This window comes from Halomonas tibetensis, from assembly GCF_042643535.1.
In the GTDB taxonomy this organism is placed as follows: domain Bacteria; phylum Pseudomonadota; class Gammaproteobacteria; order Pseudomonadales; family Halomonadaceae; genus Halomonas; species Halomonas tibetensis.
The window spans coordinates 24,551-45,042 of record NZ_JBHRSQ010000007.1 but is presented as its reverse complement, the minus strand read 5'-3'; the positions used below and the strand labels follow the sequence as shown (position 1 = coordinate 45,042).

General features: G+C 64.8%; 16 protein-coding genes. 3 read left to right on the top strand and 13 right to left on the bottom strand.

The features are described 5' to 3' along the window. Window positions 1-2 precede the first annotated feature (2 nt). Window positions 3-716, bottom strand: a complete 714-nt coding sequence (locus tag ACFODV_RS02985) for a winged helix-turn-helix domain-containing protein (protein WP_379754442.1) — start codon at window positions 714-716, stop codon at window positions 3-5. A gap of 325 nt (window positions 717-1,041) precedes the next feature. Here ACFODV_RS02985 and ACFODV_RS02980 point away from each other — a divergent pair, with 325 nt between their 5' ends. Both ACFODV_RS02980 and ACFODV_RS02975 read left to right on the top strand, forming a co-directional pair. Further along, window positions 1,042-3,939, top strand: coding sequence for a ribonucleoside-diphosphate reductase subunit alpha (locus ACFODV_RS02980; protein WP_379754439.1), 2,898 nt, complete (start codon window positions 1,042-1,044; stop codon window positions 3,937-3,939). A gap of 86 nt (window positions 3,940-4,025) precedes the next feature. Then, a complete protein-coding gene (locus tag ACFODV_RS02975; protein WP_379754436.1) occupies window positions 4,026-5,261 on the top strand; it encodes a ribonucleotide-diphosphate reductase subunit beta in 1,236 nt (411 codons plus the stop codon). A gap of 112 nt (window positions 5,262-5,373) precedes the next feature. Here ACFODV_RS02975 and ACFODV_RS02970 read toward each other — a convergent pair whose 3' ends face one another. The 11 genes from ACFODV_RS02970 to ACFODV_RS02920 form a co-directional block, all read right to left on the bottom strand. Then, the gene (locus ACFODV_RS02970; protein ID WP_379754433.1) at window positions 5,374-5,553 is read right to left on the bottom strand and encodes a PLDc N-terminal domain-containing protein; all 180 of its coding nucleotides are present in this window, start codon (window positions 5,551-5,553) and stop codon (window positions 5,374-5,376) included. Between the two features lie 132 nt (window positions 5,554-5,685). Next, window positions 5,686-6,351 (bottom strand): cupin domain-containing protein, encoded by a 666-nt coding sequence (locus ACFODV_RS02965; protein ID WP_379754430.1) that lies wholly within the window; start codon window positions 6,349-6,351, stop codon window positions 5,686-5,688. A 25-nt stretch (window positions 6,352-6,376) separates the two neighbouring features. Continuing rightward, the gene (locus ACFODV_RS02960; protein WP_379754427.1) at window positions 6,377-8,767 is read right to left on the bottom strand and encodes an ATP-dependent DNA helicase; all 2,391 of its coding nucleotides are present in this window, start codon (window positions 8,765-8,767) and stop codon (window positions 6,377-6,379) included. Continuing rightward, complete coding sequence (locus tag ACFODV_RS02955; protein ID WP_379754424.1) at window positions 8,764-10,458, bottom strand: VRR-NUC domain-containing protein; 1,695 nt, start codon at window positions 10,456-10,458, stop codon at window positions 8,764-8,766. Before ACFODV_RS02955 ends, ACFODV_RS02960 begins: the two co-directional genes overlap by 4 nt. Then, on the bottom strand, window positions 10,455-11,492 hold the full coding sequence (locus ACFODV_RS02950) for an NAD(P)H-dependent flavin oxidoreductase (RefSeq protein WP_379754421.1): 1,038 nt from the start codon (window positions 11,490-11,492) through the stop codon (window positions 10,455-10,457). Before ACFODV_RS02950 ends, ACFODV_RS02955 begins: the two co-directional genes overlap by 4 nt. Then, a complete protein-coding gene (locus ACFODV_RS02945; protein WP_379754418.1) occupies window positions 11,489-12,508 on the bottom strand; it encodes a YihY/virulence factor BrkB family protein in 1,020 nt (339 codons plus the stop codon). Before ACFODV_RS02945 ends, ACFODV_RS02950 begins: the two co-directional genes overlap by 4 nt. A 7-nt stretch (window positions 12,509-12,515) precedes the next feature. Beyond that, a complete protein-coding gene (locus ACFODV_RS02940; RefSeq protein WP_379754415.1) occupies window positions 12,516-13,040 on the bottom strand; it encodes a retropepsin-like aspartic protease family protein in 525 nt (174 codons plus the stop codon). 110 nt (window positions 13,041-13,150) lie between these two features. Next, window positions 13,151-13,927 carry a sulfite exporter TauE/SafE family protein gene (locus ACFODV_RS02935; RefSeq protein WP_379754412.1) on the bottom strand — a complete coding sequence of 259 codons (777 nt, stop codon included), beginning with the start codon at window positions 13,925-13,927 and terminating at the stop codon, window positions 13,151-13,153. Continuing rightward, window positions 13,908-15,287 carry an MFS transporter gene (locus ACFODV_RS02930; protein WP_379754409.1) on the bottom strand — a complete coding sequence of 460 codons (1,380 nt, stop codon included), beginning with the start codon at window positions 15,285-15,287 and terminating at the stop codon, window positions 13,908-13,910. Before ACFODV_RS02930 ends, ACFODV_RS02935 begins: the two co-directional genes overlap by 20 nt. A gap of 10 nt (window positions 15,288-15,297) precedes the next feature. Further along, the gene (locus tag ACFODV_RS02925) at window positions 15,298-17,325 is read right to left on the bottom strand and encodes a CocE/NonD family hydrolase (protein ID WP_379754406.1); all 2,028 of its coding nucleotides are present in this window, start codon (window positions 17,323-17,325) and stop codon (window positions 15,298-15,300) included. A 211-nt stretch (window positions 17,326-17,536) separates the two neighbouring features. Next, a complete protein-coding gene (locus tag ACFODV_RS02920) occupies window positions 17,537-18,841 on the bottom strand; it encodes an ATP-grasp domain-containing protein (RefSeq protein WP_379754403.1) in 1,305 nt (434 codons plus the stop codon). A 125-nt stretch (window positions 18,842-18,966) separates the two neighbouring features. Between ACFODV_RS02920 and ACFODV_RS02915 the strand changes: the two genes are divergently transcribed. Next, on the top strand, window positions 18,967-19,254 hold the full coding sequence (locus ACFODV_RS02915; RefSeq protein ID WP_379754400.1) for a hypothetical protein: 288 nt from the start codon (window positions 18,967-18,969) through the stop codon (window positions 19,252-19,254). 3 nt (window positions 19,255-19,257) lie between these two features. Here the strand turns inward: ACFODV_RS02915 and ACFODV_RS02910 are convergent, their stop codons facing one another. Beyond that, a complete protein-coding gene (locus ACFODV_RS02910; RefSeq protein ID WP_379754397.1) occupies window positions 19,258-20,451 on the bottom strand; it encodes a toxic anion resistance protein in 1,194 nt (397 codons plus the stop codon). Window positions 20,452-20,492 lie beyond the last annotated feature (41 nt).

Genomic DNA, 20,492 nt, shown 5'->3' with positions numbered 1-20,492 from the left:
GATCAGCTCTCCTTGACGAAGAGGTAGCCCTTGCTGCGCACCGTTTTTATTCGGTGCGGCTGGTTGGGGTCATCACCGATTTTGGGCCGGATTCGCGAGACCCGCACATCGATTGAACGATCCTGCCCGTCGTACTTGATACCGCGCAGCTGGGAGAATATCTCTTCGCGGGTCAGCACCCGGCCAGCATTGCTGGCCAAGAGCCATAGTAGATCGAATTCAGCACTGGTGAGATCGATGCGATTGCCGTCCAACCACGCCTCGCGGGTGGCGCTGTCGATTTCCAGATTGCCGAAGCTGAGCCGGGGTTCCGCCACCACTTCGGCGTTCTCGGCGCGGCGCAGCAGCGCCCGCATGCGCGCCAGCAGGACTCTGGGCTGCACCGGCTTGGCCACGTAGTCGTCGGCGCCCATCTCAAGGCCCAGCACCTGATCCATGTCGTCGGTGCGCGCGGTGAGCATCAGGATCGGGCCCGGATAGTCGCCGCGCACGCGCCGACAGATCGACAGGCCATCCTCGCCGGGCAGCATCAGGTCAAGTATCACCAGGTCAGGCTGCAGCGCCAGGATCCGCTCCACGCCACGGCCGCCGTCGGCCTCAAGGGTGACGCGAAAGCCATTGGCCTGCAGGTAGTCGCGGGTCAAGTCGGCCAGGCGCTCATCATCCTCGATGATCAACACGTGATCCTGTTCCCGGGGGTGCAAGCTCTCGTCCATCCTCAAATTCCATCCTGGCAGGCAGGTAATCGGGAAAGCGGGGCCGGAGGCCATTCCGCCATTGGCCAAAGGATACCCGAAATCCAGCGGCGCGCCTGCCTGTCGCCATGTAACGACGGCGTTTGAGCGCCACGAGAGCCGCAGTTCTTCAGGAAGTTCACAGCCCATCCACAGGGTTATCCACTTGAAGCCTCCCAAGACACACACTATCTTGTGTCTCCGGACGAACAAAAACACTACATCATGTGTGATCGGCTTTTCGCCACGCTTTATCCTCCAGGCGCTCACCGCCTCTTCTCGATCATCAGACAGGGACATCGTCGACATGCCACCCCCTACCCCTGCGGATACGTCATCCGTCACCATCACCGCCCCGCAGCGACTGCGCGTCATCAAGCGCACCGGCGACGTGGTGCCCTTCGATGCCGACAAGATCGCCGTGGCCATGCGCAAGGCGTTCATTGCCGTGGAGGGTGACAATGCCGACGCCTCCTCCCGAGTCCGCGACGTCGTGCAGCATGCTGCCGCGGCCATCGAACAGGCCTTCCTGCGCCGCCTGCCCGACGGCGGCACACTGCACATCGAGGACATACAGGACCAGGTGGAACTGGCCCTGATGCGTGCCGGTGAGCAGAAAGTGGCTCGCGCCTATGTGCTCTACCGGGAAGCGCATGCCCGGGCCCGCGCCACGGCCGGGGATATCGCCAGGCCCCACCCTAGCCTCAACGTCACCCTGACCGATGGCACCAAACGTCCGCTGGATCTGGGCCGCATCGAGACCCTCGTGCTGGATGCCTGCGAGGGCCTCGGCAACGTCGAACCCGGCCTCGTCGTCGAGGAGTCGCTGAAGAACCTCTACGACGGCGTCAGCGTCGACGGTGTCTCCCAGGCGCTGATGATGACCGCCCGCACCCTGGTGGAGAAGGAGCCCGACTACACCTACGTCACCGCGCGCCTGCTGCAGGACATCCTGCGCCGCGAGGCGCTTGGCTTCCTGGGCATCGCCAAGGAAGCGACCTACCAGGAGATGGCCGAGCTCTACCGGCCGGCCTTCGACGCCTACGTGGCCCGCGGCATCGAGTTCGAGCAGCTCGATCCGCGCCTGGCCGAGTTCGACCTGGCGCGCCTCGGCGCGGCCCTGGACCATACCCGCGACAACGCATTCACCTACCTGGGCCTGCAGACCCTCTACGACCGCTACTTCCTGCACCGGGATGACGTGCGCTACGAGCTCCCCCAGGTGATGTTCATGCGCGTGGCCATGGGCCTGGCGCTCAACGAAGAGGACCGCGAGGGGCGCGCCATCGAGTTCTACGAGCTGCTCTCCCGCTTCGACTACATGGCTTCCACCCCGACCCTGTTCAACGCGGGCACCCTGCGCAGCCAGCTCTCTTCCTGCTATCTGACCACCGTGCCCGACGAGCTGGACGGCATCTACAGCGCCATTCGCGACAACGCCCTGCTCTCCAAGTGGGCCGGGGGGCTGGGCAACGACTGGACCCCGGTGCGCGCCCTGGGCGCCTGGATCAAGGGCACCAACGGCAGAAGCCAGGGCGTGGTGCCCTTCCTCAAGGTGGTCAACGACACCGCGGTGGCCGTGAACCAGGGCGGCAAGCGAAAGGGGGCGGTGTGCGCCTACCTGGAGAGCTGGCACCTGGACATCGAGGAGTTCCTCGAGTTGCGCAAGAATACCGGTGACGACCGCCGCCGCACCCACGACATGAACACCGCCAACTGGGTGCCGGACCTCTTCATGAAGCGGGTCTTCGAGGATGGCGAATGGACGCTCTTCTCACCCTCTACCTGTCCGGATCTCCATGACCTCTACGGCGCCGCCTTCGAGCAGCGCTATGGGGAGTATGAGGCGATGACTCGCTCGGGCGAACTGACGCTGTTCAAGCGGGTGCGCGCCAAGGACCTCTGGCGCCGGATGCTCTCCATGCTGTTCGAGACCGGCCACCCCTGGATCACCTTCAAGGACCCCTGCAACCTGAGAAGCCCCCAGCAGCACGCCGGCGTGGTGCACTCCTCCAACCTGTGTACCGAGATCACCCTCAACACCTCGACCGATGAGATCGCGGTGTGCAATCTCGGCTCGATCAACCTGGCCCAGCACGTGGTGGATGGCGTCTTCGATGGCGAGAAGCTGAGGCGCACGGTGCGCACCGCGGTACGTATGCTCGACAACGTCATCGACATCAACTACTACGCTGTGCCCCAGGCCAAGCGCTCCAACCTCAGGCATCGCCCGGTGGGGCTCGGCATCATGGGCTTCCAGGACGCCCTCTACGCCCAGGATGTCGCCTACGCCTCGGAGGCTGCCGTGACGTTTGCCGACCGCTCCATGGAACTGGTCAGCTACCACGCCATCGAGGCCTCCAGCGACCTGGCCGCAGAGCGCGGCCGCTACGAAAGCTTCGAGGGCTCGCTGTGGAGCCAGGGCATACTGCCCATCGACTCCCTTGAGAGACTCAGGGTCGAGCGCGGCGAGAAGTACCTGGAGGTGAACACCGCCGCCACCCAGGCGTGGGACCAGCTTCGCGACAAGGTCACCGACCAGGGCATGCGCAACTCCAACGTGATGGCCATCGCCCCCACGGCGACCATCTCCAACATCTGCGGCGTCACCCAGTCCATCGAGCCCACCTACCAGAACCTCTTCGTGAAATCGAACCTCTCCGGCGAATTCACCGTGGTCAACGCCCACATGGTCAACGATCTCAAGAGCCGCGGCCTGTGGGACGAGGTGATGATCAACGATCTCAAGTACTACGACGGCTCGGTGCAGCCCATCGAGCGCGTACCCGCCGACCTCAAGGCCAAGTATGCCACCGCCTTCGAGGTGGAGCCGAAGTGGCTGGTGGAGGCCGCCGCTCGACGCCAGAAGTGGATCGACCAGGCCCAGTCGCTGAACCTCTACATCCAGGGGGTCTCCGGGAAGAAGCTCGACGTGACCTACCGCATGGCGTGGCTGCGCGGCCTCAAGACCACCTACTACCTGCGCGCCCTGGGCGCCACCTCGGTGGAGAAGTCCACCGTGGCGCGTGGCAGCCTCAACGCAGTGAGCAATGCCGCACCGGAGCAGGCGCCGACCGCCAGCCCGGCCCCGGCGGCAGCCGAGCCCCGGGGCGTGGAGGACTTCCTGACCGGCAGGGCCGGCTCGGGCTCGCGGGCCCCGAGTGCCTCGGATATCGACGAGTTGGGCTGCGAGGCCTGTCAGTAATACCCCTACGTCATGAGAACATCGCCGGAGCGCAGCGAGGCTGGGCTCCCCACAGGACATCCGGACCATCACCGGGAGAGAGACAAATGCTGAACTGGAACGAATTTCACGAAGACGAGAACGGCGTCGCCGAAGCGCCGGCCACGGTCCAGCCGTCCAGGGCCGAACCGGCGCCGACCGCCGAGGCATTAGCAGAGAGCCGCGGCGGCTACCGGGTCGCCGAGGGCGACCGCCTGGCGCGCGCCCGCAAGTCGCTGGAGGCGCTCGACGTGGCCGCCGGCCTCGAGGAGTTGGAGATGGGCGCGGCGCGCATCGAGGTCGACGACAAGCAGATGATCAACGCCCGCGCCGACTTGAACCAACTCGTGCCCTTCAAGTACGAGTGGGCCTGGCAGAAGTACCTGGACGGCAGCGCCAACCACTGGATGCCCCAGGAAGTGAACATGAACGCCGACATCGCCCTGTGGAAACGCCAGGACGGTCTGACCGCGGACGAGCGGCGCATCGTCGAGCGCAGCCTGGGCTACTTCTCCACCGCCGATTCGCTGGTGGCCAACAACCTGGTGCTGGCCCTCTACCGGCTGATCACCAACCCGGAATGCCGCCAGTACCTGCTGCGCCAGGCCTTCGAGGAGGCGATCCACACCCACGCCTACCAGTACTGCGTGGAATCGCTGGGCATGGACGAAGGGGCGGTCTTCAACATGTATCGCGAGGTGCCCTCGGTAGCCGCCAAGTCCGCCTGGAGCCTCAAGCACACCCAGTCCCTGGCGCGCACGGACTTCCAGACCGGCACGCCGGAGACCGACCAGGAGCTCTTGCGCAACCTCGTGGCCTTCTACTGCGTGACCGAGGGCATCTTCTTCTACTGCGGTTTCAGCCAGATCCTCTCCATGGGCCGGCGCAACAAGATGACCGGCGTGGCCGAGCAGTTCCAGTACATCCTGCGCGACGAATCCATGCACCTGAACTTCGGCGTCGACATGATCAACCAGATCAAGATCGAGAATCCGCACCTGTGGACCCTGGCGTTCCAGGACGAAGTGACCCAGATGATCCTCGAAGGCACCGAACTCGAGATCGCCTACGCACGGGACACCATGCCCCGCGGCGTGCTGGGCATGAACGCGGCGATCATGGAGGAGTATCTGCATTTCATCTGCAACCGCCGCCTGGCCCAGATCGGCCTGAAGGAACAGTTCCCCGGCGCCCAGAACCCCTTCCCGTGGATGAGCGAGATCATCGACCTGCGCAAGGAGAAGAACTTCTTCGAGACCCGGGTCACCGAGTACCAGGTGGGCGGCGCACTGAGCTGGGATTGATCCCCTCGCCGACATGCAGCCGGCCGTGACTTGCCACCGTGACTTGCCCGGGCGAAGCAAAAGGGCCGCCCAAAGGCGGCCCGATGTGTATCTTCCCTGCCGAGTAGACAGGCTATCCCTTGGGTCCAAGCAGGAACCAAATGATCAGCCCCACCAGCGGGAAAAACAGTAGAACCAGTATCCACAGCAGCTTGGCCAGACTGCCGGCCGAACTCTGTGCCACCTTGACGACGGCCCAGATCACGATGATCAGCCAGATCAGGCCCAGCAGCCCCGTCACTTCGATTCCCATTCGACCTCTCCTTGTCCATTTCCTTTCGGCATAGCGCCGTTTCTCAAAATGTCACTGTTAGAGTTAGCACAGCGACGGTGCAGCGCACAATCTCGGCCGGTTTCGATTTGTCAGCCGCTGTAACCCCCAGGCTCAATCGGCCAGCAGGTGGCCCACCTTCACATAGATCAGTGCGCCCTCTTCGCCAGTGAAAGGCGCATGGCGACTCTGATGAGGGCTGCGCAGCCAGCTGCCGGCAGGATAGGCACCATGCTCGTCGTGGAAGGTACCCTCCAGCACCAGGATCTCCTCGCCGCCCCAGTGGGCGTGGGGCTGGAAGCGGGTGTGCGGCGCCCAGTGCACCAGGGCCACATGTTCACCTTCGAAGTCGTGCAGGGGCATCACCTGGAGCCCCTCCACCAGCCCCGGGCGCCACTCGCCCGAGCGGGTATCGATGGCCTTCTGCTCGGTGTCCGCAGGCGAGAACTGGTGCAGCTTGACGAAGATCGTCGCGCCCTGCTCGCCCACCCGGGGTGCATGGGCGGTGCCGATGGGGTTGCGCAGGTAGCTACCCGCCGGGTAGCGACCGTGCTCATCGGCGAACTCCCCCTCCAGCACCAGGATCTCCTCGCCGCCACCGTGTTCATGGGACGGAAAAGTACTGTTCGGCGCATAGCGCACTAGCGAGGTGGCGCGAGCCACCTCCTCGCCGATGCGGTCGAGCATCATCCGCTCGACCCCCGGCATGGGCGAATCGACCCAGCGATAGTCGTCAGGCGTGACCACCACCCGCTGGTCGAAGTCGGCATTGAATCGCATGGCAATCTCCCGTTCGGTGCCCTGATCAAGGCCTTGTCGTGTCGGTCGGACTCTCGAAACTGACTGTCGTTCCCGGCAGTCGCCACCATTCTGGCAGTCGCGTGAGCACCTCGCGCCGAGCGAAGCGGTCATCCATCAGCACCACGGTACCGCGATCCGCAGGACCGCGGATCACTCGGCCGGCGGCCTGTACCACCTTGATCAGCCCCGGGATCCGATAGGCGTAGTCGTCGCCGCAGCCGAAGCGCGCCTGCAGCCGTGCCTTGAGGGTCTCGTTGAAGTCGTCGAAGGGCGGCAGCCCGAGAGTGGCGATAAAAGCACCAATCAGCCGCTCCCCCGGCAGGTCGATGCCCTCGGCAAAGGCGCCGCCCAGCACCGCGAAACCGATGCCCGCCCCGCCCGTTGCGAAGCGCGCCAGAAAGGCATCGCGCTCGGGCTCGCCCATGCCGCGCACCTGGGCCCAGACAGGAATCGACGGGTGCGCCTCGGCGAAGGCTACCCGCGCCCGCTCCAGGTAGGCGAAACTGCTGAAGAAGGCCAGGTAGTTGCCGGGGTGGCGGCGAACCTGGCCGGCCAGCTCGGCGACGATGGGCGCCACCGAGGCCTCGCGGTCGCGCAGCCGGGTGGAGATGTCGGTGCGCAGACGCACCTCGAGCTGCTCGGCGGCGAACGGCGAGGCCACCGACTGCCAGACGGTCTCTGCGGGGAGCCCCAGGAGATCGCGATGATAGCCGGGTGGCGCCAGGGTCGCCGAGAACAGTACCGCGCAGCGAGCCGCACGAAAGCGCGGGGCGAGGTAGTCTGCCGGCACCAGATTGCGCAGCCCCAGCACGGCTTTGCCGCGCCCGTGGCGCGCCAGGTCGCACAGCGAATGGTCGCCGAAGGTCTCGGCCAGGCGAGTGAAGGCCAACGCCTCGAAGAGCAGCTCCTGCAGCTCGGGGCTGGCGGACTCGGGGTGCTCAACCAGAGTGTCAGTAATGGCGCTGGCCGCCCCCTGCAGGGCGCCGACCATGGCGTCCGGTAGGCCATCGAGCACCCGGTAAGCCGGACGACCCTTCTCGCCAGCCTCGGCGAACCCCGCCTCCTTGACCAGCGTCTGCCACTGACGAGCCAGGCGCCCCAGTGGCCGGGCCAGCGCTGGCGGCGCCGAGCGTCGCACGCGGGCCAAGCGTCGCTGGTCGAGCTCGGCGCTGTACATGCCGCGGGCCCGCTCCACCAGGTTGTGGGCCTCGTCCACCAGCAGGCCGATCCGCCAGCGGTTGGTCTTCGCCAGGCCGTGGAGCAACGCATTGGCGTCGAACCAGTGGTTGACGTCGCCAATCGCCACGTCGCACCAGCGCGCCAGCTCCTGCCCAAGATAGTAGGGGCAGACGCCGTGTTCGCCGGCCACCTGGCGCAGCGCCTCCCGGTCGAGCCAGCCCCGGGTCACCGCCGCCTGACGCGCCGCCGGCAGGCGGTCGTAGAAGCCCGCCGCCAGCGGGCAGGCTTCACCATGACAGGCGCGACCGGGGTACTCGCAGACCTTCTCCCGGGCGATCAGCTCCAGCACCCTCAGTGGCAGCCTCTGCGGCTCCTCAATTCGAGATTCATCGCCCAATTCCGCTACGGTTCCAGCGCTTTTTTCAGCGCCCGACTCCGCACCTAGCTGGCGCAGCGCCTCCAGGGCCAGCGCACGGCCCGGGGTCTTCATGGTCAAAAAAGCCATGCGGTCTAGGGCATGGCGGGGCATGGCCGCCAGCAGGGGAAAGAGGGTGCCCAGAGTCTTGCCGATGCCGGTGGGGGCCTGGGTCAGCAGGCAGCGCCCGGTGGCCGCCGCCTTGTAGACGCCCTCGGCCAGCTCGCGCTGCCCGGGGCGGAAGTCGGCATGGGGGAAGGCAAGGCCGCGCAGGGCGGAATCCCGACGCTCGCGATGGCCCGCCTCCTGCTCGGCCCAGGCGCGATAACGCCTACACAGCGATGCCAGGAAGTCCGACAGCTCGGCGGCCTCGAAGCGCTGTTCCAGGCGCGTCTCACGGCCGCTGCCCACTTCCAGGTAGACCAGCGCCAGGGTGACGGCGGGCAGGTCCCGCTCGGCACACAGCAGCGCGCCATAGGCCTTCGCCTGGGCCCAGTGCAGGGCGCGCTGGTTGTCTGCCATGCGCGCCAGGGTGCCGCGATGGGTCTTGACCTCCTCCAGGCAATTGGCCGCCGGGTCATAGCCGTCGGCGCGACCGCTGACGCTGAGCTCCTCGATCACGCCACGCAGCGGCACCTCACGTTCAACCCCCTCGCCGCCGCGGCGGGCGATTTCGGCATGGCCGGCGATGCCATCCTCGGCGCTGGGCGCCGGGGTAAAGCGATGGTCGAGATCCCCCTCCCGGGCGGTGAAGTCGCACAGGGCACGCACCGCCACTCGATAGCGCGGCGTCTCGCTCATGCCTCCTGCCCCGTCCAGCGCACGTGACAGACCGCCGCGGGGATGCCCTGCTCATGAAAGAAGGTGAGCCAGCGGCGCTGATTGTCCTGCAGACGGTCGCCCGGGCCCTTCACCTCGATCAAGCGATAACGGGGCTGCCCTGCCGGGGCGTCGGGCCGGAACTGGATCAGGTCCGGCAGGCCGGCGCGGTTGGCCTTGAGATCGCCCAGCAGCCGCTCGAAGCAGGCCCGAAGATGGGCAGACGGCAGGCACACAAGCGCCAGCCCGAGGCGTTGCTCATCGAGCGCGGCCCAGTGGACGAAGGGATTGGCGAGCCCCTGCTTCTCTCGCCAGGTGGTCAGGATCGCCTGGCGATGGCGACCATCGTCGAGCCGGGCCAGGCAGGCATCGAAGGCATCGCGACGCCGAGCCACGAAGTCCTCGCGGTAGAGATCCGCTGGACCGCTGTGGAAGGGGTGGAAGAAGGCGCCGGGCAACGGCGAGAAGAGCGCCTCCCAGCAGAGCAGGCCGAACAGCCCGGTGATCAGGGTATTCTCAACGTAGGCCACCGGGGCATCATCACGATGCAGGTGCTCGCACACCGCCCGCTCGATGCTGGATGATAGCGGCAGGCAGAGCTCGAGGCGCTCGTGAGCAGGCGCTATCTCACGCGGCAACGCCGCCTGGCCCAGCCTTCGCCGCAGCCGAGGCCGAAGTCGCGCCAGTGCCTGGGCCTCAGGCTCGCTCGGCGACGCCACGGCCAGGATCTCGGCCAGCTCGTGGGCCTCTGCATGCTGGCCTTGGCGCTCCAGCAGACGCAGGCGGCGGATGCGTGCCTCAGCACTCCCCGCGGCCACCGGCCAGCCCGCCTCGCCATAGAGGGCCAGGGCGAGCTCGACCTGCCCTGCTCGCTCGGCCTGGCGGCCCAGGGATACACCAAGCCGCTGGCGGCGCGCCGCAAGCCAGGCATTGTCTGCCGGTACCGGCGGCAGCTCGGCGGCCAGCACTGCCACGGGCTCATGGGCGTCGAGCCGTTCACGCAGTCGATGCAGGGCCAGGTAGGTGTCCACTTCCTCGCGATACTGAAAAGCCTGCGACTCGGTGCTGAAGTCCACCCGCTCGAAGCGCTGCACTCCCAGCTCGGCGAGCACGAACTCGGCCCAGTCCTGGCGCAGGTTGCCGAAAAACATCAGCCGCAGCCGGTCGCACGTCGCCATCACAGTCAGCCTCACTACGCGATCCGGCGCCTCCGGCCACCAGTCGTCAAGCAGGCGTGGCTCGCTGAGACGCGGCGCCAGCGCCTCGTATAGCGCGGCCTTGCCGGTGGCAGCAGGCAGTCCGGCTGCCGCGATTTCACCCACCAGAGCACGGCGCAGCTCGGGAAGGCGCAACTGGCGGAAGAGCTCTTCGAGGCCAAGCAAGGGAAAAGCATCGACCAGCCCCGCCGCCATAAGAGGCGCGAGCGCCACCTGGTGGTCGCCGATCTCGGAATAACCCAGGCGCGAGGTGCGAAAGTGCTCGCCCTTACGCATCACCATGCGCACCAGCAGCGCCTGGGAGGCCTTGGGCAGCGCGGCGAAAATTTCGACAAAACGGCGCTCGTCGTGGCTCAGCAGGTCACCATGGCGCTCGGCCACCCATGCGACGACGAACCTGAAGTTCGTCAGGTAGTAGAAGGGATCCTCGAGAGAGGCAGCGACCGGCCGACTCACAGCCCCTCGGCCAGCTCGGCCATCACCTCAGCGACAGGCACCTCGCGGCAGCGGCTGGCATTCTGTCCGGCCCACAGCGGCGAAAAGTCGCCAAGCCCGCGGGCCTCGGCGGCGGAGCGCAGCGGCGCAATAGCGGCGGTGGCCAGGGGGAAGGCCGGCGCGTCTTCGCTCATGGGCCCCAGTTCGTGCATCAGCCGGGTGAGGATGCCGCGAGCCGGACGACCGCTGTAAAGATTGGTGAGCGCAGTGTGGCGGGCAGCCTCGCTCATCAGCGCTCGACGGTGGATCGTTGAGATGGTCGACTCGGGGCAGCACAGAAAGGCGGTGCCCACCTGAACACCATCGGCGCCCAGAGCCAGCGCCGCCGCCACGCCGCGGGCATCGACAATGCCGCCGGCGGCGATCAGCGGCAGATGAACCGCCTCCCGCACCTGGGGCAGCAGGGCAAAGGTGCCCACCTGGCTGGTAAGTTCATCGGTCAAGAACATGCCGCGGTGGCCACCCGCTTCCAGCCCCTGAACGATGACGGCGTCAGCGCCGTGAGCCTCGAGCCACTGCGCCTCAGCCACCGTGGTCGCCGATGAGAGCACCAGGGCACCCCAGCTCTTGACCCGCTCCAGCAGCGCGGCCTCCGGCAGCCCGAAGTGAAAGCTCACCACCTCCGGTCGGAAGGGCTCGAGGGCGTCGCAGGTCGACGCATCGAAGGGCCGTCGGCCGGTGCCATCCGGTACGGCACCGATGTCGAGGTCGAACTCGGTATACCAGGGCGCGAGAGCCGCATGCCAGCGCGCCATGGCGGCAGCATCCGGCTCAGGCGGCACGTGAGTGAAGAAGTTGACGTTGATCGGCGCCGAGGTTGCGCGGCGGATAGCGGTCAACTCCTCGGCCATGGCATCGGGCGATAGCATGGCGCAGGGCAGTGCGCCGAGGCCACCGGCAATGGCCACGGCGATGGCCAGCTCACTGCCCTGGGCGCCGGCCATGGGGGCCTGTAGGATGGGAAACTCGATGCCCAGTCGTCCGGTCAGAATCATGGCGTTTCTCCTTGATCCGTAGCGTTTTGATCGGAGCCATCGCGCTTCCGGTCGATGGGACGCCACGGCCACCTGCGACCCAGGGTGTCCGCCGCGTAAGCGTCTCGCTCACCCGGCGGGCGCGGCATGCCAACGGTGGTATCGCGACAGGTTTGACGCTCCATTTCCGCATTGAACTCTGCGCCCAGCAATACGATGAACGCCGACAGCCAGAACCAAAGCATCAGCACCACCACCGCCCCCAGCGAGCCATAGATATCGCTCGGATTGATCACGCTGCCGAAATAGAACGACAGCCCGGCGGAGCCGATCAGCCACAAAAATGTCGCGACGATGGAGCCCACGCTGATCCACTTCCAGCGTGGAGGACGCCGATAGGGGCCGAAGCGATAGAAAACGGCGATGACCAGCATCATTACCAGCAGCAGCACCGGCCAGCGGAGCCACACGATAGCCGTAACCAACAGGGTATCGAGGCCCAGCATGCCAATGGCCAGGGGAAAGAAAGCGATAAAGGCAATGGTGATCAGCAGGACGAGAATCACGCCCATCGTCAGCAATGCCACGATCCATCCACGACGCAGTGATCCCCGATGCTCCTCCTCGCCGTACACCACGTTCAGGCCTATCACCATCCACAACACGCCTTTGGAGGCAATGAACATAGCCACCACCACGCTGCCCAGAGCCGTAAGGCTGAGGCCAGTGCTGGTGCTCTCGCTTATCCTGCGAGCCTGATCGTTGATCAGGCTCGAGCTGTCGGGCGGCAGATAACGGCTGAGCTGCACAATCTGACTCGCCAGGTCCTGGGGATCCATCACCAGCGCCCAGATCGAGATGATCGCAGCAATTGTCGGAAAGAGCGCCAGCATGGCATTGAAAGCGATGCCGGCGGCCATCAGGGGAACGAGGTCCCGGACGACCTGTGTTTTGACACGCCAGACAATATCCAGCCATCCGATCGCCGGAATCTGCTTGGGCTCGTCGGCGCAGCGACCATGTTTCGGCTTTGCCATGAATACCTCAGTTGCGTTCCGAGGGATGGAGAACCATACGCGAGTCCCGGATCTCGATATCGAAGCGGTTGAGGAAACTCATGCCAAGCAGCGCCACATCCCCCTCCATGCCGGGGCTGATGGAGCCCCGCACCTCCCGCGCCGAAAAACCGCCCAGACCGACCTCGTCAAGCGTCGTCAATTCGCCGCGCACGCGACCATTGGCGGTGTTGAACCAGGCGCTGCCGGTTGACTCCAACCCCAACCGGTCAGCCAGAGACGCGGAGACAGCCACATAGGTGGCTCCGGTATCGAGCAGGAATTCCACCGGCTCGCCGTTGATGCGTCCGGTCGCCAGAAAGTGCCCGGCCCGATTGCGCTCGAGCACCACCGAGTCATCGCCGTTTACCGCGGTGACCAGGTGGGCATTGGGGTTGCGCTGGCTCTCCAGGTAACCATGGATCCACCAGGTCCCGGTGCCGATAAACAACACCCAGAACAACAGCATCATGCCGATCCCGGTTCGGCGTACCGACCTGTCATCATTACTCATTGCACCCTCCCGAGACCGGACGTTTTCACCTGCCTGCCATCTCACTGGCAATATGAACTCAGACACTCGGCAATAGCAGGCATTCAACAGCCATTCGCCTGTTGACCACCCTAACCCACGAGGGAGCGCACTAGGAGATACACGCCCATCGCCAGCAAGCCGAGGAAGAAGAGGCGACGAAATACCACGTCGGAGAGCCTGAGCCGCAGCAAGCGTCCGAGTTGCATCCCCAGGAGCGCAGGTACCAGCGCCGCCGCCGAAAGGCCCAGCAAGGGTGCGGTGAGGAGTTGCTCACCGCCCATGGCCAACCCCAGAGACAGCGTCGCCAGGGTGAACAGGATCCCCATCGACTGGACCAGTGACTCCTTGGGCAGCCCCAGCGATTGAAGATAGGCCACCCCGGGAAATACCGAAGAACCGGTCATACCGGTCAGCAACCCATTGGCAAGACCCGACATCACCCCAGCACGGCGCTCGTGACGGACCGTCAGGACCAGGCGCGCCAAGAGCAGGTTGGTCAGAGCATAGGTAATGATAAGTATGCCCAGCAGCATGGCCAGCCAGCGCGCGTCGACCCGAGCCAGTACCATCACCCCGGGCCAGACAGTGACTATTGACGCCAGCAAGAAGGGCCATAGCCGCCGGATGATCGCCAATAGCTGCCCTCCCACCAGGGCCTGCCAGATATTGGTGACAACGGTCGGCACCAGCAACAGCGCCATGGCCGGCTGGAGCCCTACCGTCGCGGTGAGCAGAGCAAGGGAGACCGTCGGCATGCCCATCCCGATCACGCCCTTGACGATACCGGCGAGCAGGAAGGTCAATGCCACCATCACCAGCAGGCCCGGCGTCAGCGGTATCGCCATTTCAGGTACCATCGGCGCCATGGCGAGCCGCCCAATCCCGAGTTTCCCAGTCCAGGGCCGCCTGCTGACCGCGGGCCTGGTTCACGCCCAGGCAGATCAGGATGGCAATGAGGAAGAGCGCAACGCACAGCAGAATCGAAGCCTGCAGGCCGACCACCGTCTGCAGCAGGCCCAGGGCCACGATGCCGATCACCCCGGCGAGTTTGTTGGCCAGACCCCAGAAGCCGAAGAACTCCGCCGCTTTGCGGCGCGGCGAGAAGAGCCCCACCAGGGCGCGGCTGGCCGACTGGCTGGAGCCCAGCGAGAGTCCCGCCAGGCAGCCCACGAAGAGAAAGAGGTGCTGAGCCTCCCAGCCGAGCCCGAAGCGGTCATTGAGAAAGACGGTGACCTCCGGGGTGGCCCAGATGGCAATGATCGCCGCCACCCACAGGGTCAAGGTGAACAGGTAGGTGATTTTGGTGCCGATGCGATCCTGGATGAAACCGAAACCGAGTGCCCCCGCGGCAGCGGTAATCTGCACGATGATGAACATGATGTTGCGCACCGATTCGTCCCAGCCGATGACCTGGGCACCGTAGATGAAGGCGAAGGCGATGATGATGTAGACCCCGGCCATGGAGAACAGCAGCGAGACCAGAAAGAGCCCCAGGTCACGAAAGCGCCGCAGCTCATGCAGGGTCGTGGCGACCCGCTCCCTGGCGATCTCCCGGTAGGGCTTGCCGGGCGGCTGTGGGGTACCGCGCTCCTTCACCCACATAAAGGTGGGAATGGCGGTGACCAGGAAGAAACCCGCGGCGAAGGGGCCAACCCAGCGGATGCGCTCGAAGTTCTCCGCCGAGGCTTCGCCCAGCACCAGCAGGGTGAAGCCCGCGGCGAAGAGCCCCCCCACATAGCCCAATGCCCAGCCGAAACCGGAGATCTTGCCCATGTCCTCGGGCGGCCCCAGGTCAGGCAGGAAGGCGGCGATAAAGGACTCGCCCATGGAGTAGGCGTAGTTGGAGAGGATGATCAGCGCGAGCCCGAGCAGCACATAGCCCGGCGCCACGAAGTAGAGCATGGCGGTGGTCGCCACCGTGGCCAGGTAGCTCGCGAACAGGAAGCGCTTCTTGGACGCCTGGTAGTCCATGACCGCGCCGCATAGCGGGCCCGTGATGACCACCAGCAGATAACTCACCGCCAGCGCCAGGCTCCACAGGAAATTGGCCAGACGATAGCCGTCGCCACGGTCACCGACGATCACCGTGGTGAACAACTCACCGAACACCACGGTGATGATCAGCAGCGTATAGGCCTGGTTGGCGAAGTCGAACATCGCCCAGCCGAAGATCTCCTTGCGCGAGGCGCGCGGTGTCGACGGCACGGCGTCGGGAATCAGGCTCATGGGTGACTACCTAAACCAGATCGCGCGGGATGGTCTCATCCCAGGTCCTCGCAAAGATCCGGGTATCCCCCTCCCAGGCATCCAGGGTGGCGCGGATGCGGAAATTCTCCGCGTCGCTGGTCATCAGGGTGCGGGTCAGGGTGTGCACCTCCCAGTCGCCGCGCTTGAAGCTGCGCTGCCATTCCGTCCAGCCACTGACGCTATCGTAGTTGCCATAGGAATACGCATAACGCTCGGTAACCCGAGCGGCGATCTCCAGATCGATATCATCGATCCGGTAGCGCCCCTCGTCGTTGATGACTTCCAGGGTGGTCCGGTCGTTGGCCAGGTCGCGAATGACCTGCCAGGTCTCCTGGGTCGGCTGCAGCAAGGTCTTGGCCATGGGCGGCGCACCCTCAGGCTCGTCGAAGGCCGGCAGCGCGGCTTCCTCGGCGGGTCGCGGCGCCCGCACCGGCAACACCAGGCGACAGCGGCTGGGTAGGATGGTCAGCCGCACCGGACTCGGCGCCGGCCAGGCCAAGGGCCAGTAGCTGGTGGAGATTGCCAGGCGGATGGCGTGTCCAGTGCCGAATTGCTGGGCGATATGTTTGAGAGGAATCCGTACTCGATAGCATTTTCCCGGCTCCAGGGGTTCGGGGAACTCATTGCTGTCGCGGTGGGTGAGGTTGAGCAAGCCATAGGAGACACGGGTGGCCTTGTCGTCTTCGGCGATGTCGGAGAGACGCAGCGCGACCATGGCTACGGGCTGGTCGGCGGAGAGTTCGAGCTCGACGATTGGCGCCCCGAAGATCTCCAATGGCGCGTCCAGGCGAGGTGTCTGGAAGATCAGCGAGCCGCCGTCCTCGTCGCGCTGGTCATGGGGAAGGTCGGGCGGGGCATTGTAGGAACACCACTTGCCGGCATAGAGCCCCACCGAGAGCGGCGAGCGGATGTCCAGGGTGGTGTCGTCATCCTGGCCGTCGGCTTCGGGCAAGAGGTCATGGCCGGCGGTGAGCCGGAACGAGCTTGGCAGGATATTCGGCGATGGCCACTCCGGCTCGGCGACCCAGCGCCCGGGGCGCTCATCGTAGCGCGCCGAGGGTGGTACCGACTCCTGCATCCAGACCCGCACCATGGGTTCCTCCATGATGTCGGTCTCCTGCCCCTTCAACCACTGGTCCCACCAGCGCAGCGACTCCTGCAGGAAGCCGATGGCCGGCCCCGGCACGCCCAGGTGCGGATACTTGTGGGCCCAGGGACCGACCAGCCCCTTGCGCGGCACCGAAAGTCTCTCCAGCACCCGAAAGACGGCATTGCAGTAGCCGTCGGCCCAGCCGCTGACGGCATAGACCGGGCACTGGATGGCCGAGTAGTCCTCGCATACCGAGCCGTGCTTCCAGTAGTCATCGCGACGCTGATGCTCGAGCCATTGAGCGAGCCACAAGCCGCTGCCGTCCAGCCGCTCCAGCCACATGTCGCGCCATCGCTCACCCACCAGTTCGGGGTCCGGCGGGCAGGCGTTGCCGTCGAACATGGTCGAGGCCCAGGAGAGGTTGTCGCCCAGCAGGCAACCGCCCATGTGGTGGATATCGTCGGCGTAGCGGTCGTCGGTGAAACATAGCGTGATCACCGCCTTTAGCTGGCGCGGGCGCAGGGCCGCGATCTGCAAGCCGTTGAAGCCACCCCAGGAGATGCCGATCATGCCGACATCACCGGTGCACCAGGGCTGGTCCTCCAGCCAGGCGAGGATCTCCAGGCCATCCTCCAGCTCCTGGGGGAGGTACTCGTCGGTGAGCACGCCGTCGGAGTCGCCGGTGCCACGAATATCGACCCGCACCCCGGCATAGCCGTGGCCGGCCCAGTAGGGATGCATCTGGACGTCACGCTCTGCGGTCAGATCGCGCTTGCGATAGGGCAGGTACTCGAGGATGGCGGGTACCGGATGGTGCTCGGCATCCACCGGGCGCCAGATCCTGGCGGCCAGGCGGGTGCCGTCCGCCAGGGGAATCCATGTCTCCTCTTCCTGCACCCTGCGGGGAAAATCGGTAACGATACGCATGGGGCTTGTCTATCTCCTTCCTTGTGGTCCTGCTCGCAGCGGTCTTGATACTCGGATCAACTGCGGCGAGAAGGCATCTCTTTAGGGAAGTAGGCCGGATAAGCCGAGGGCGCATCCGGCATGGCGCTGTTGCTCAGTCCACGCCCGGTGCGGTGTCGCTTACCGGGCCTAGGAGATCCCAGAGGTCACGCCAAGTCACTGAAGCTGATATTCAGCCCTGGATGTCATCAAACTCGAACGCCAGCCGCGCCACCAGACGATCATAGTCAGCGAGCAACTGCTCGGCCGATGACGCGCCGAGATAGACATGCGCCAGCGCAAAGCTGTAAGCGTCCTGTTCGGGCAGGGAAGAGAGCCGCTGACCTTCCTCCACCTGAACTGCAATATGGCAACCGGGGAAGTCGGCCTGGAGTTCCGCGAGCTCCGCATCGGTGGGGACGCGTGTCACCACCGCATCGGTAAAGAATACCCGGTGGAAGAACTTGGCCGCCATAGAAAATTCGCCCTGTCGATGCGACATGGCAGGGCGCTGGCCCAGTCCAAGGTCGATGGTGACCTGCTGGTTGCTGACCCCATCGACTTTCTCGAAGAGGTCGCAATGCGACTGCGAGATGCGGGTGTTGATCTCCAGCAACCAGATGCGTCCCTGAATCTCGTCCCAGAAGTACTCGACGTTGAAGGCGGAATTGTCGTAGCCGATATGGCGCATGATGGTGTCGGTCAGCTCGATCATGGTGGCCTGGATATCGTCTGGCAGCCCAGAGGGATAGCGGTAATGGAAAAAGCTCAACACCTGGGGGTAGCGCAGCGAATCGACGATACCGTAGCTGACCACTTCGCCATCGAAGACATAGCCCTCTATAGTGCACTGCCAGCCGCCGATGATTTCCTCGGCCATGCAGAAATGGCCGTCCACCGCGGCGATTTCAGAGGGCAGGTTGGCATGCTCGAGCACCGTGTTGAAGGGGTCGGCGATGGTGCCGATGGAGCCTCGCAGCTGCTCGATCGCCTGGTAGAAGTCTTCCGGAGTATCGATGCGAAAGCCCAGACGCGAGCCGGACGACTTGATCGGCTTGACGAAAAAGGGAAAATACAGCCCCGCTTCGCCGATGCGCGTCATCGCCTCGTCATCGAAGGGGTCGAAGGCGGTGAACTTTGGGATATGGTCGGGGATTACCTCTCGCTGGACCCGGCGACTCCAGTACTTGTGCTCGCACTTGAGCAGGCTCTCGAGCGAGGTACTGCGAATGCCAAATTTTTCGCAGAGAATCGGCAGCATGGTCGAGACGGGGAAATCCATGTAACCGACGATGGCATCGATGCTGCCGTCGAAAGCCTCGAGCTCGGCCGTGGCCTCCTCCAGCATGGCGGCGATATCGAAGATCTCGGTATCGTAGACCGCCTCCGGGGCGATCAGCCCATGAAAACGCCAACCCTCGGCCCCGCGCAGGGTCTCGAGTCGCTCGCGGTTGAAGTCGTTGAGCCCTATCACGAAGATATTCTTGCTGTCAGTCATCATGAGTTTCCTTGGGTCGCTTTCGGGAAATGCGATGGTGCAGAATCGCTATACTTGTTCAGCATAGTTGTTCAGCTTAGCCCAGTAGCTGTGAACCACATCGAACCGCAAAAGGAGACATCGCCATGAGCAATCGCGACGAATTTGTCGAGGAAATGAAGGCCCGGCTCGACGAGTGGAATGCCGAAATCGACGAGCTGACCGCCAAGGCCCGCCAGGCCAGCGACGAGGCCAGAGTCAAGTACCAGGAAGACATCGAGCAGCTCAAGAAGCGTCAGGCGGAGACACAGGAGAGGCTCGATGAACTCCAGCATGCCAGCGAAGCGGCCTGGGATACCGTCCGCAAGGGCATGGAAGACTCCTGGGACCTGATGCGCAAGGCCTTCCGGGACGCTTCCTCACATTTCAAGTAAGCCTTATTTCAGGTAGGCATTGTTTTCGCTGCCTTCCCTGAGGCGCTCGATTGAGGCACTACCCTGCCGTGACAAATTGGCCAGGCGGTCGATCTGCTCATCTAGCCGAGGCAGGGCCTCCTGCCGATAGCTCGAGAGATCATCGATCGCGCCCATCACCTCGCCGAAGGCGTCCTCGAGCACCTGCATATCGAGCATCGCACTGGAAGCCCGCTTCTGGATATCCACCCCCTGCTGTCGCAAGGCCTTGGCGGTTCCGCCGATCATCTGGGATGTCGTGGTATTGAGGGCTTCGACGCGGTCGAGCACCAGGCGCTGGTTGGCCATGGCCATGGCCACGGTCACCGCCACGGTGAGCGCCGAGACGGTCACGTTGATCGCCCGATCCACGCCACGCATCAATTCCCGGTTGTTGCGGATAATGACCTCCAGCGCAAGCACGCCCTGCTGGCTCACCGCCAGTTGCTGCTGAAGATCGACGATACGCTGGCGCAGCGGGAAAAGCAGTTCCTCCTCCAGGAAGCGACGCCGGGGGTCATCATCTTCGCGAGCGGCGATATCGTCCTTGAGGCGGTTATCGATCAAACGCCCCAGGGCGATCTGGCGGTTCAGCTCGCGCAGGATCTCACCCAGGGCCTTCTGGTCGTCGTTCAGGGTAAGGTTATCGCGATGCAACATGTCGCGGCCGCCTTCCAGATCGCCGATGATGGCATCCAGGGCCTGCTGGGCATTCTCGAATTTCTGGAAGTAGCGCTGAAGGCGACTGTCGACGCCGGGAATCATCGAGAGGAAACGATCCACAAAGCTCGGCGCCAAGCGATGGCGGCCGGGATCTAGCCCTTCCATGCGTCCGCGCAGATCGACCAGGGCCTTGGCCACCGGCCCACCCTCGTCTCCCTGATGAGCCAGCTTGCGCAGCGGCGTCTGCAACATGGCACTGCGATGGGCGGCCTGCTGCTGCAATTCCAGGCCCATCTCGTCAACGGCACGCCGCTGGCGCACCACCGTGTCTTCGTCACTCTCGCCACCCTCAGCGAGAACCTCCGCGACAAAGCGGTCGGCCATTGCCTCGAGTTCGGGATCGATGTCCCGCTCATCGGGAACGGCCGAATCGGCCCGAGTTGTCTCCAACTGGCCGGCAATCTCCTCCACCGGCGGCAGCGAGAGGCGACGGTCGCTATCGGATTGCTGGGTCATGGGCACCTCCTGGGTGATAAAAAACCGTCGTGTAAGCCATC

Bases quoted from the DNA above. Each gene is read 5' to 3' on its own strand.
- ACFODV_RS02985 (WP_379754442.1), bottom strand. From the start codon at position 716: ATGGACGAGAGCTTGCACCCCCGGGAACAGGATCACGTGTTGATCATC.
- ACFODV_RS02980 (WP_379754439.1), top strand. From the start codon at position 1,042: ATGCCACCCCCTACCCCTGCGGATACGTCATCCGTCACCATCACCGCC.
- ACFODV_RS02975 (WP_379754436.1), top strand. From the start codon at position 4,026: ATGCTGAACTGGAACGAATTTCACGAAGACGAGAACGGCGTCGCCGAA.
- ACFODV_RS02970 (WP_379754433.1), bottom strand. From the start codon at position 5,553: ATGGGAATCGAAGTGACGGGGCTGCTGGGCCTGATCTGGCTGATCATC.
- ACFODV_RS02965 (WP_379754430.1), bottom strand. From the start codon at position 6,351: ATGCGATTCAATGCCGACTTCGACCAGCGGGTGGTGGTCACGCCTGAC.
- ACFODV_RS02960 (WP_379754427.1), bottom strand. From the start codon at position 8,767: ATGAGCGAGACGCCGCGCTATCGAGTGGCGGTGCGTGCCCTGTGCGAC.
- ACFODV_RS02950 (WP_379754421.1), bottom strand. From the start codon at position 11,492: ATGATTCTGACCGGACGACTGGGCATCGAGTTTCCCATCCTACAGGCC.
- ACFODV_RS02945 (WP_379754418.1), bottom strand. From the start codon at position 12,508: ATGGCAAAGCCGAAACATGGTCGCTGCGCCGACGAGCCCAAGCAGATT.
- ACFODV_RS02940 (WP_379754415.1), bottom strand. From the start codon at position 13,040: ATGAGTAATGATGACAGGTCGGTACGCCGAACCGGGATCGGCATGATG.
- ACFODV_RS02935 (WP_379754412.1), bottom strand. From the start codon at position 13,927: ATGGCGCCGATGGTACCTGAAATGGCGATACCGCTGACGCCGGGCCTG.
- ACFODV_RS02930 (WP_379754409.1), bottom strand. From the start codon at position 15,287: ATGAGCCTGATTCCCGACGCCGTGCCGTCGACACCGCGCGCCTCGCGC.
- ACFODV_RS02925 (WP_379754406.1), bottom strand. From the start codon at position 17,325: ATGCGTATCGTTACCGATTTTCCCCGCAGGGTGCAGGAAGAGGAGACA.
- ACFODV_RS02920 (WP_379754403.1), bottom strand. From the start codon at position 18,841: ATGACTGACAGCAAGAATATCTTCGTGATAGGGCTCAACGACTTCAAC.
- ACFODV_RS02915 (WP_379754400.1), top strand. From the start codon at position 18,967: ATGAGCAATCGCGACGAATTTGTCGAGGAAATGAAGGCCCGGCTCGAC.
- ACFODV_RS02910 (WP_379754397.1), bottom strand. From the start codon at position 20,451: ATGACCCAGCAATCCGATAGCGACCGTCGCCTCTCGCTGCCGCCGGTG.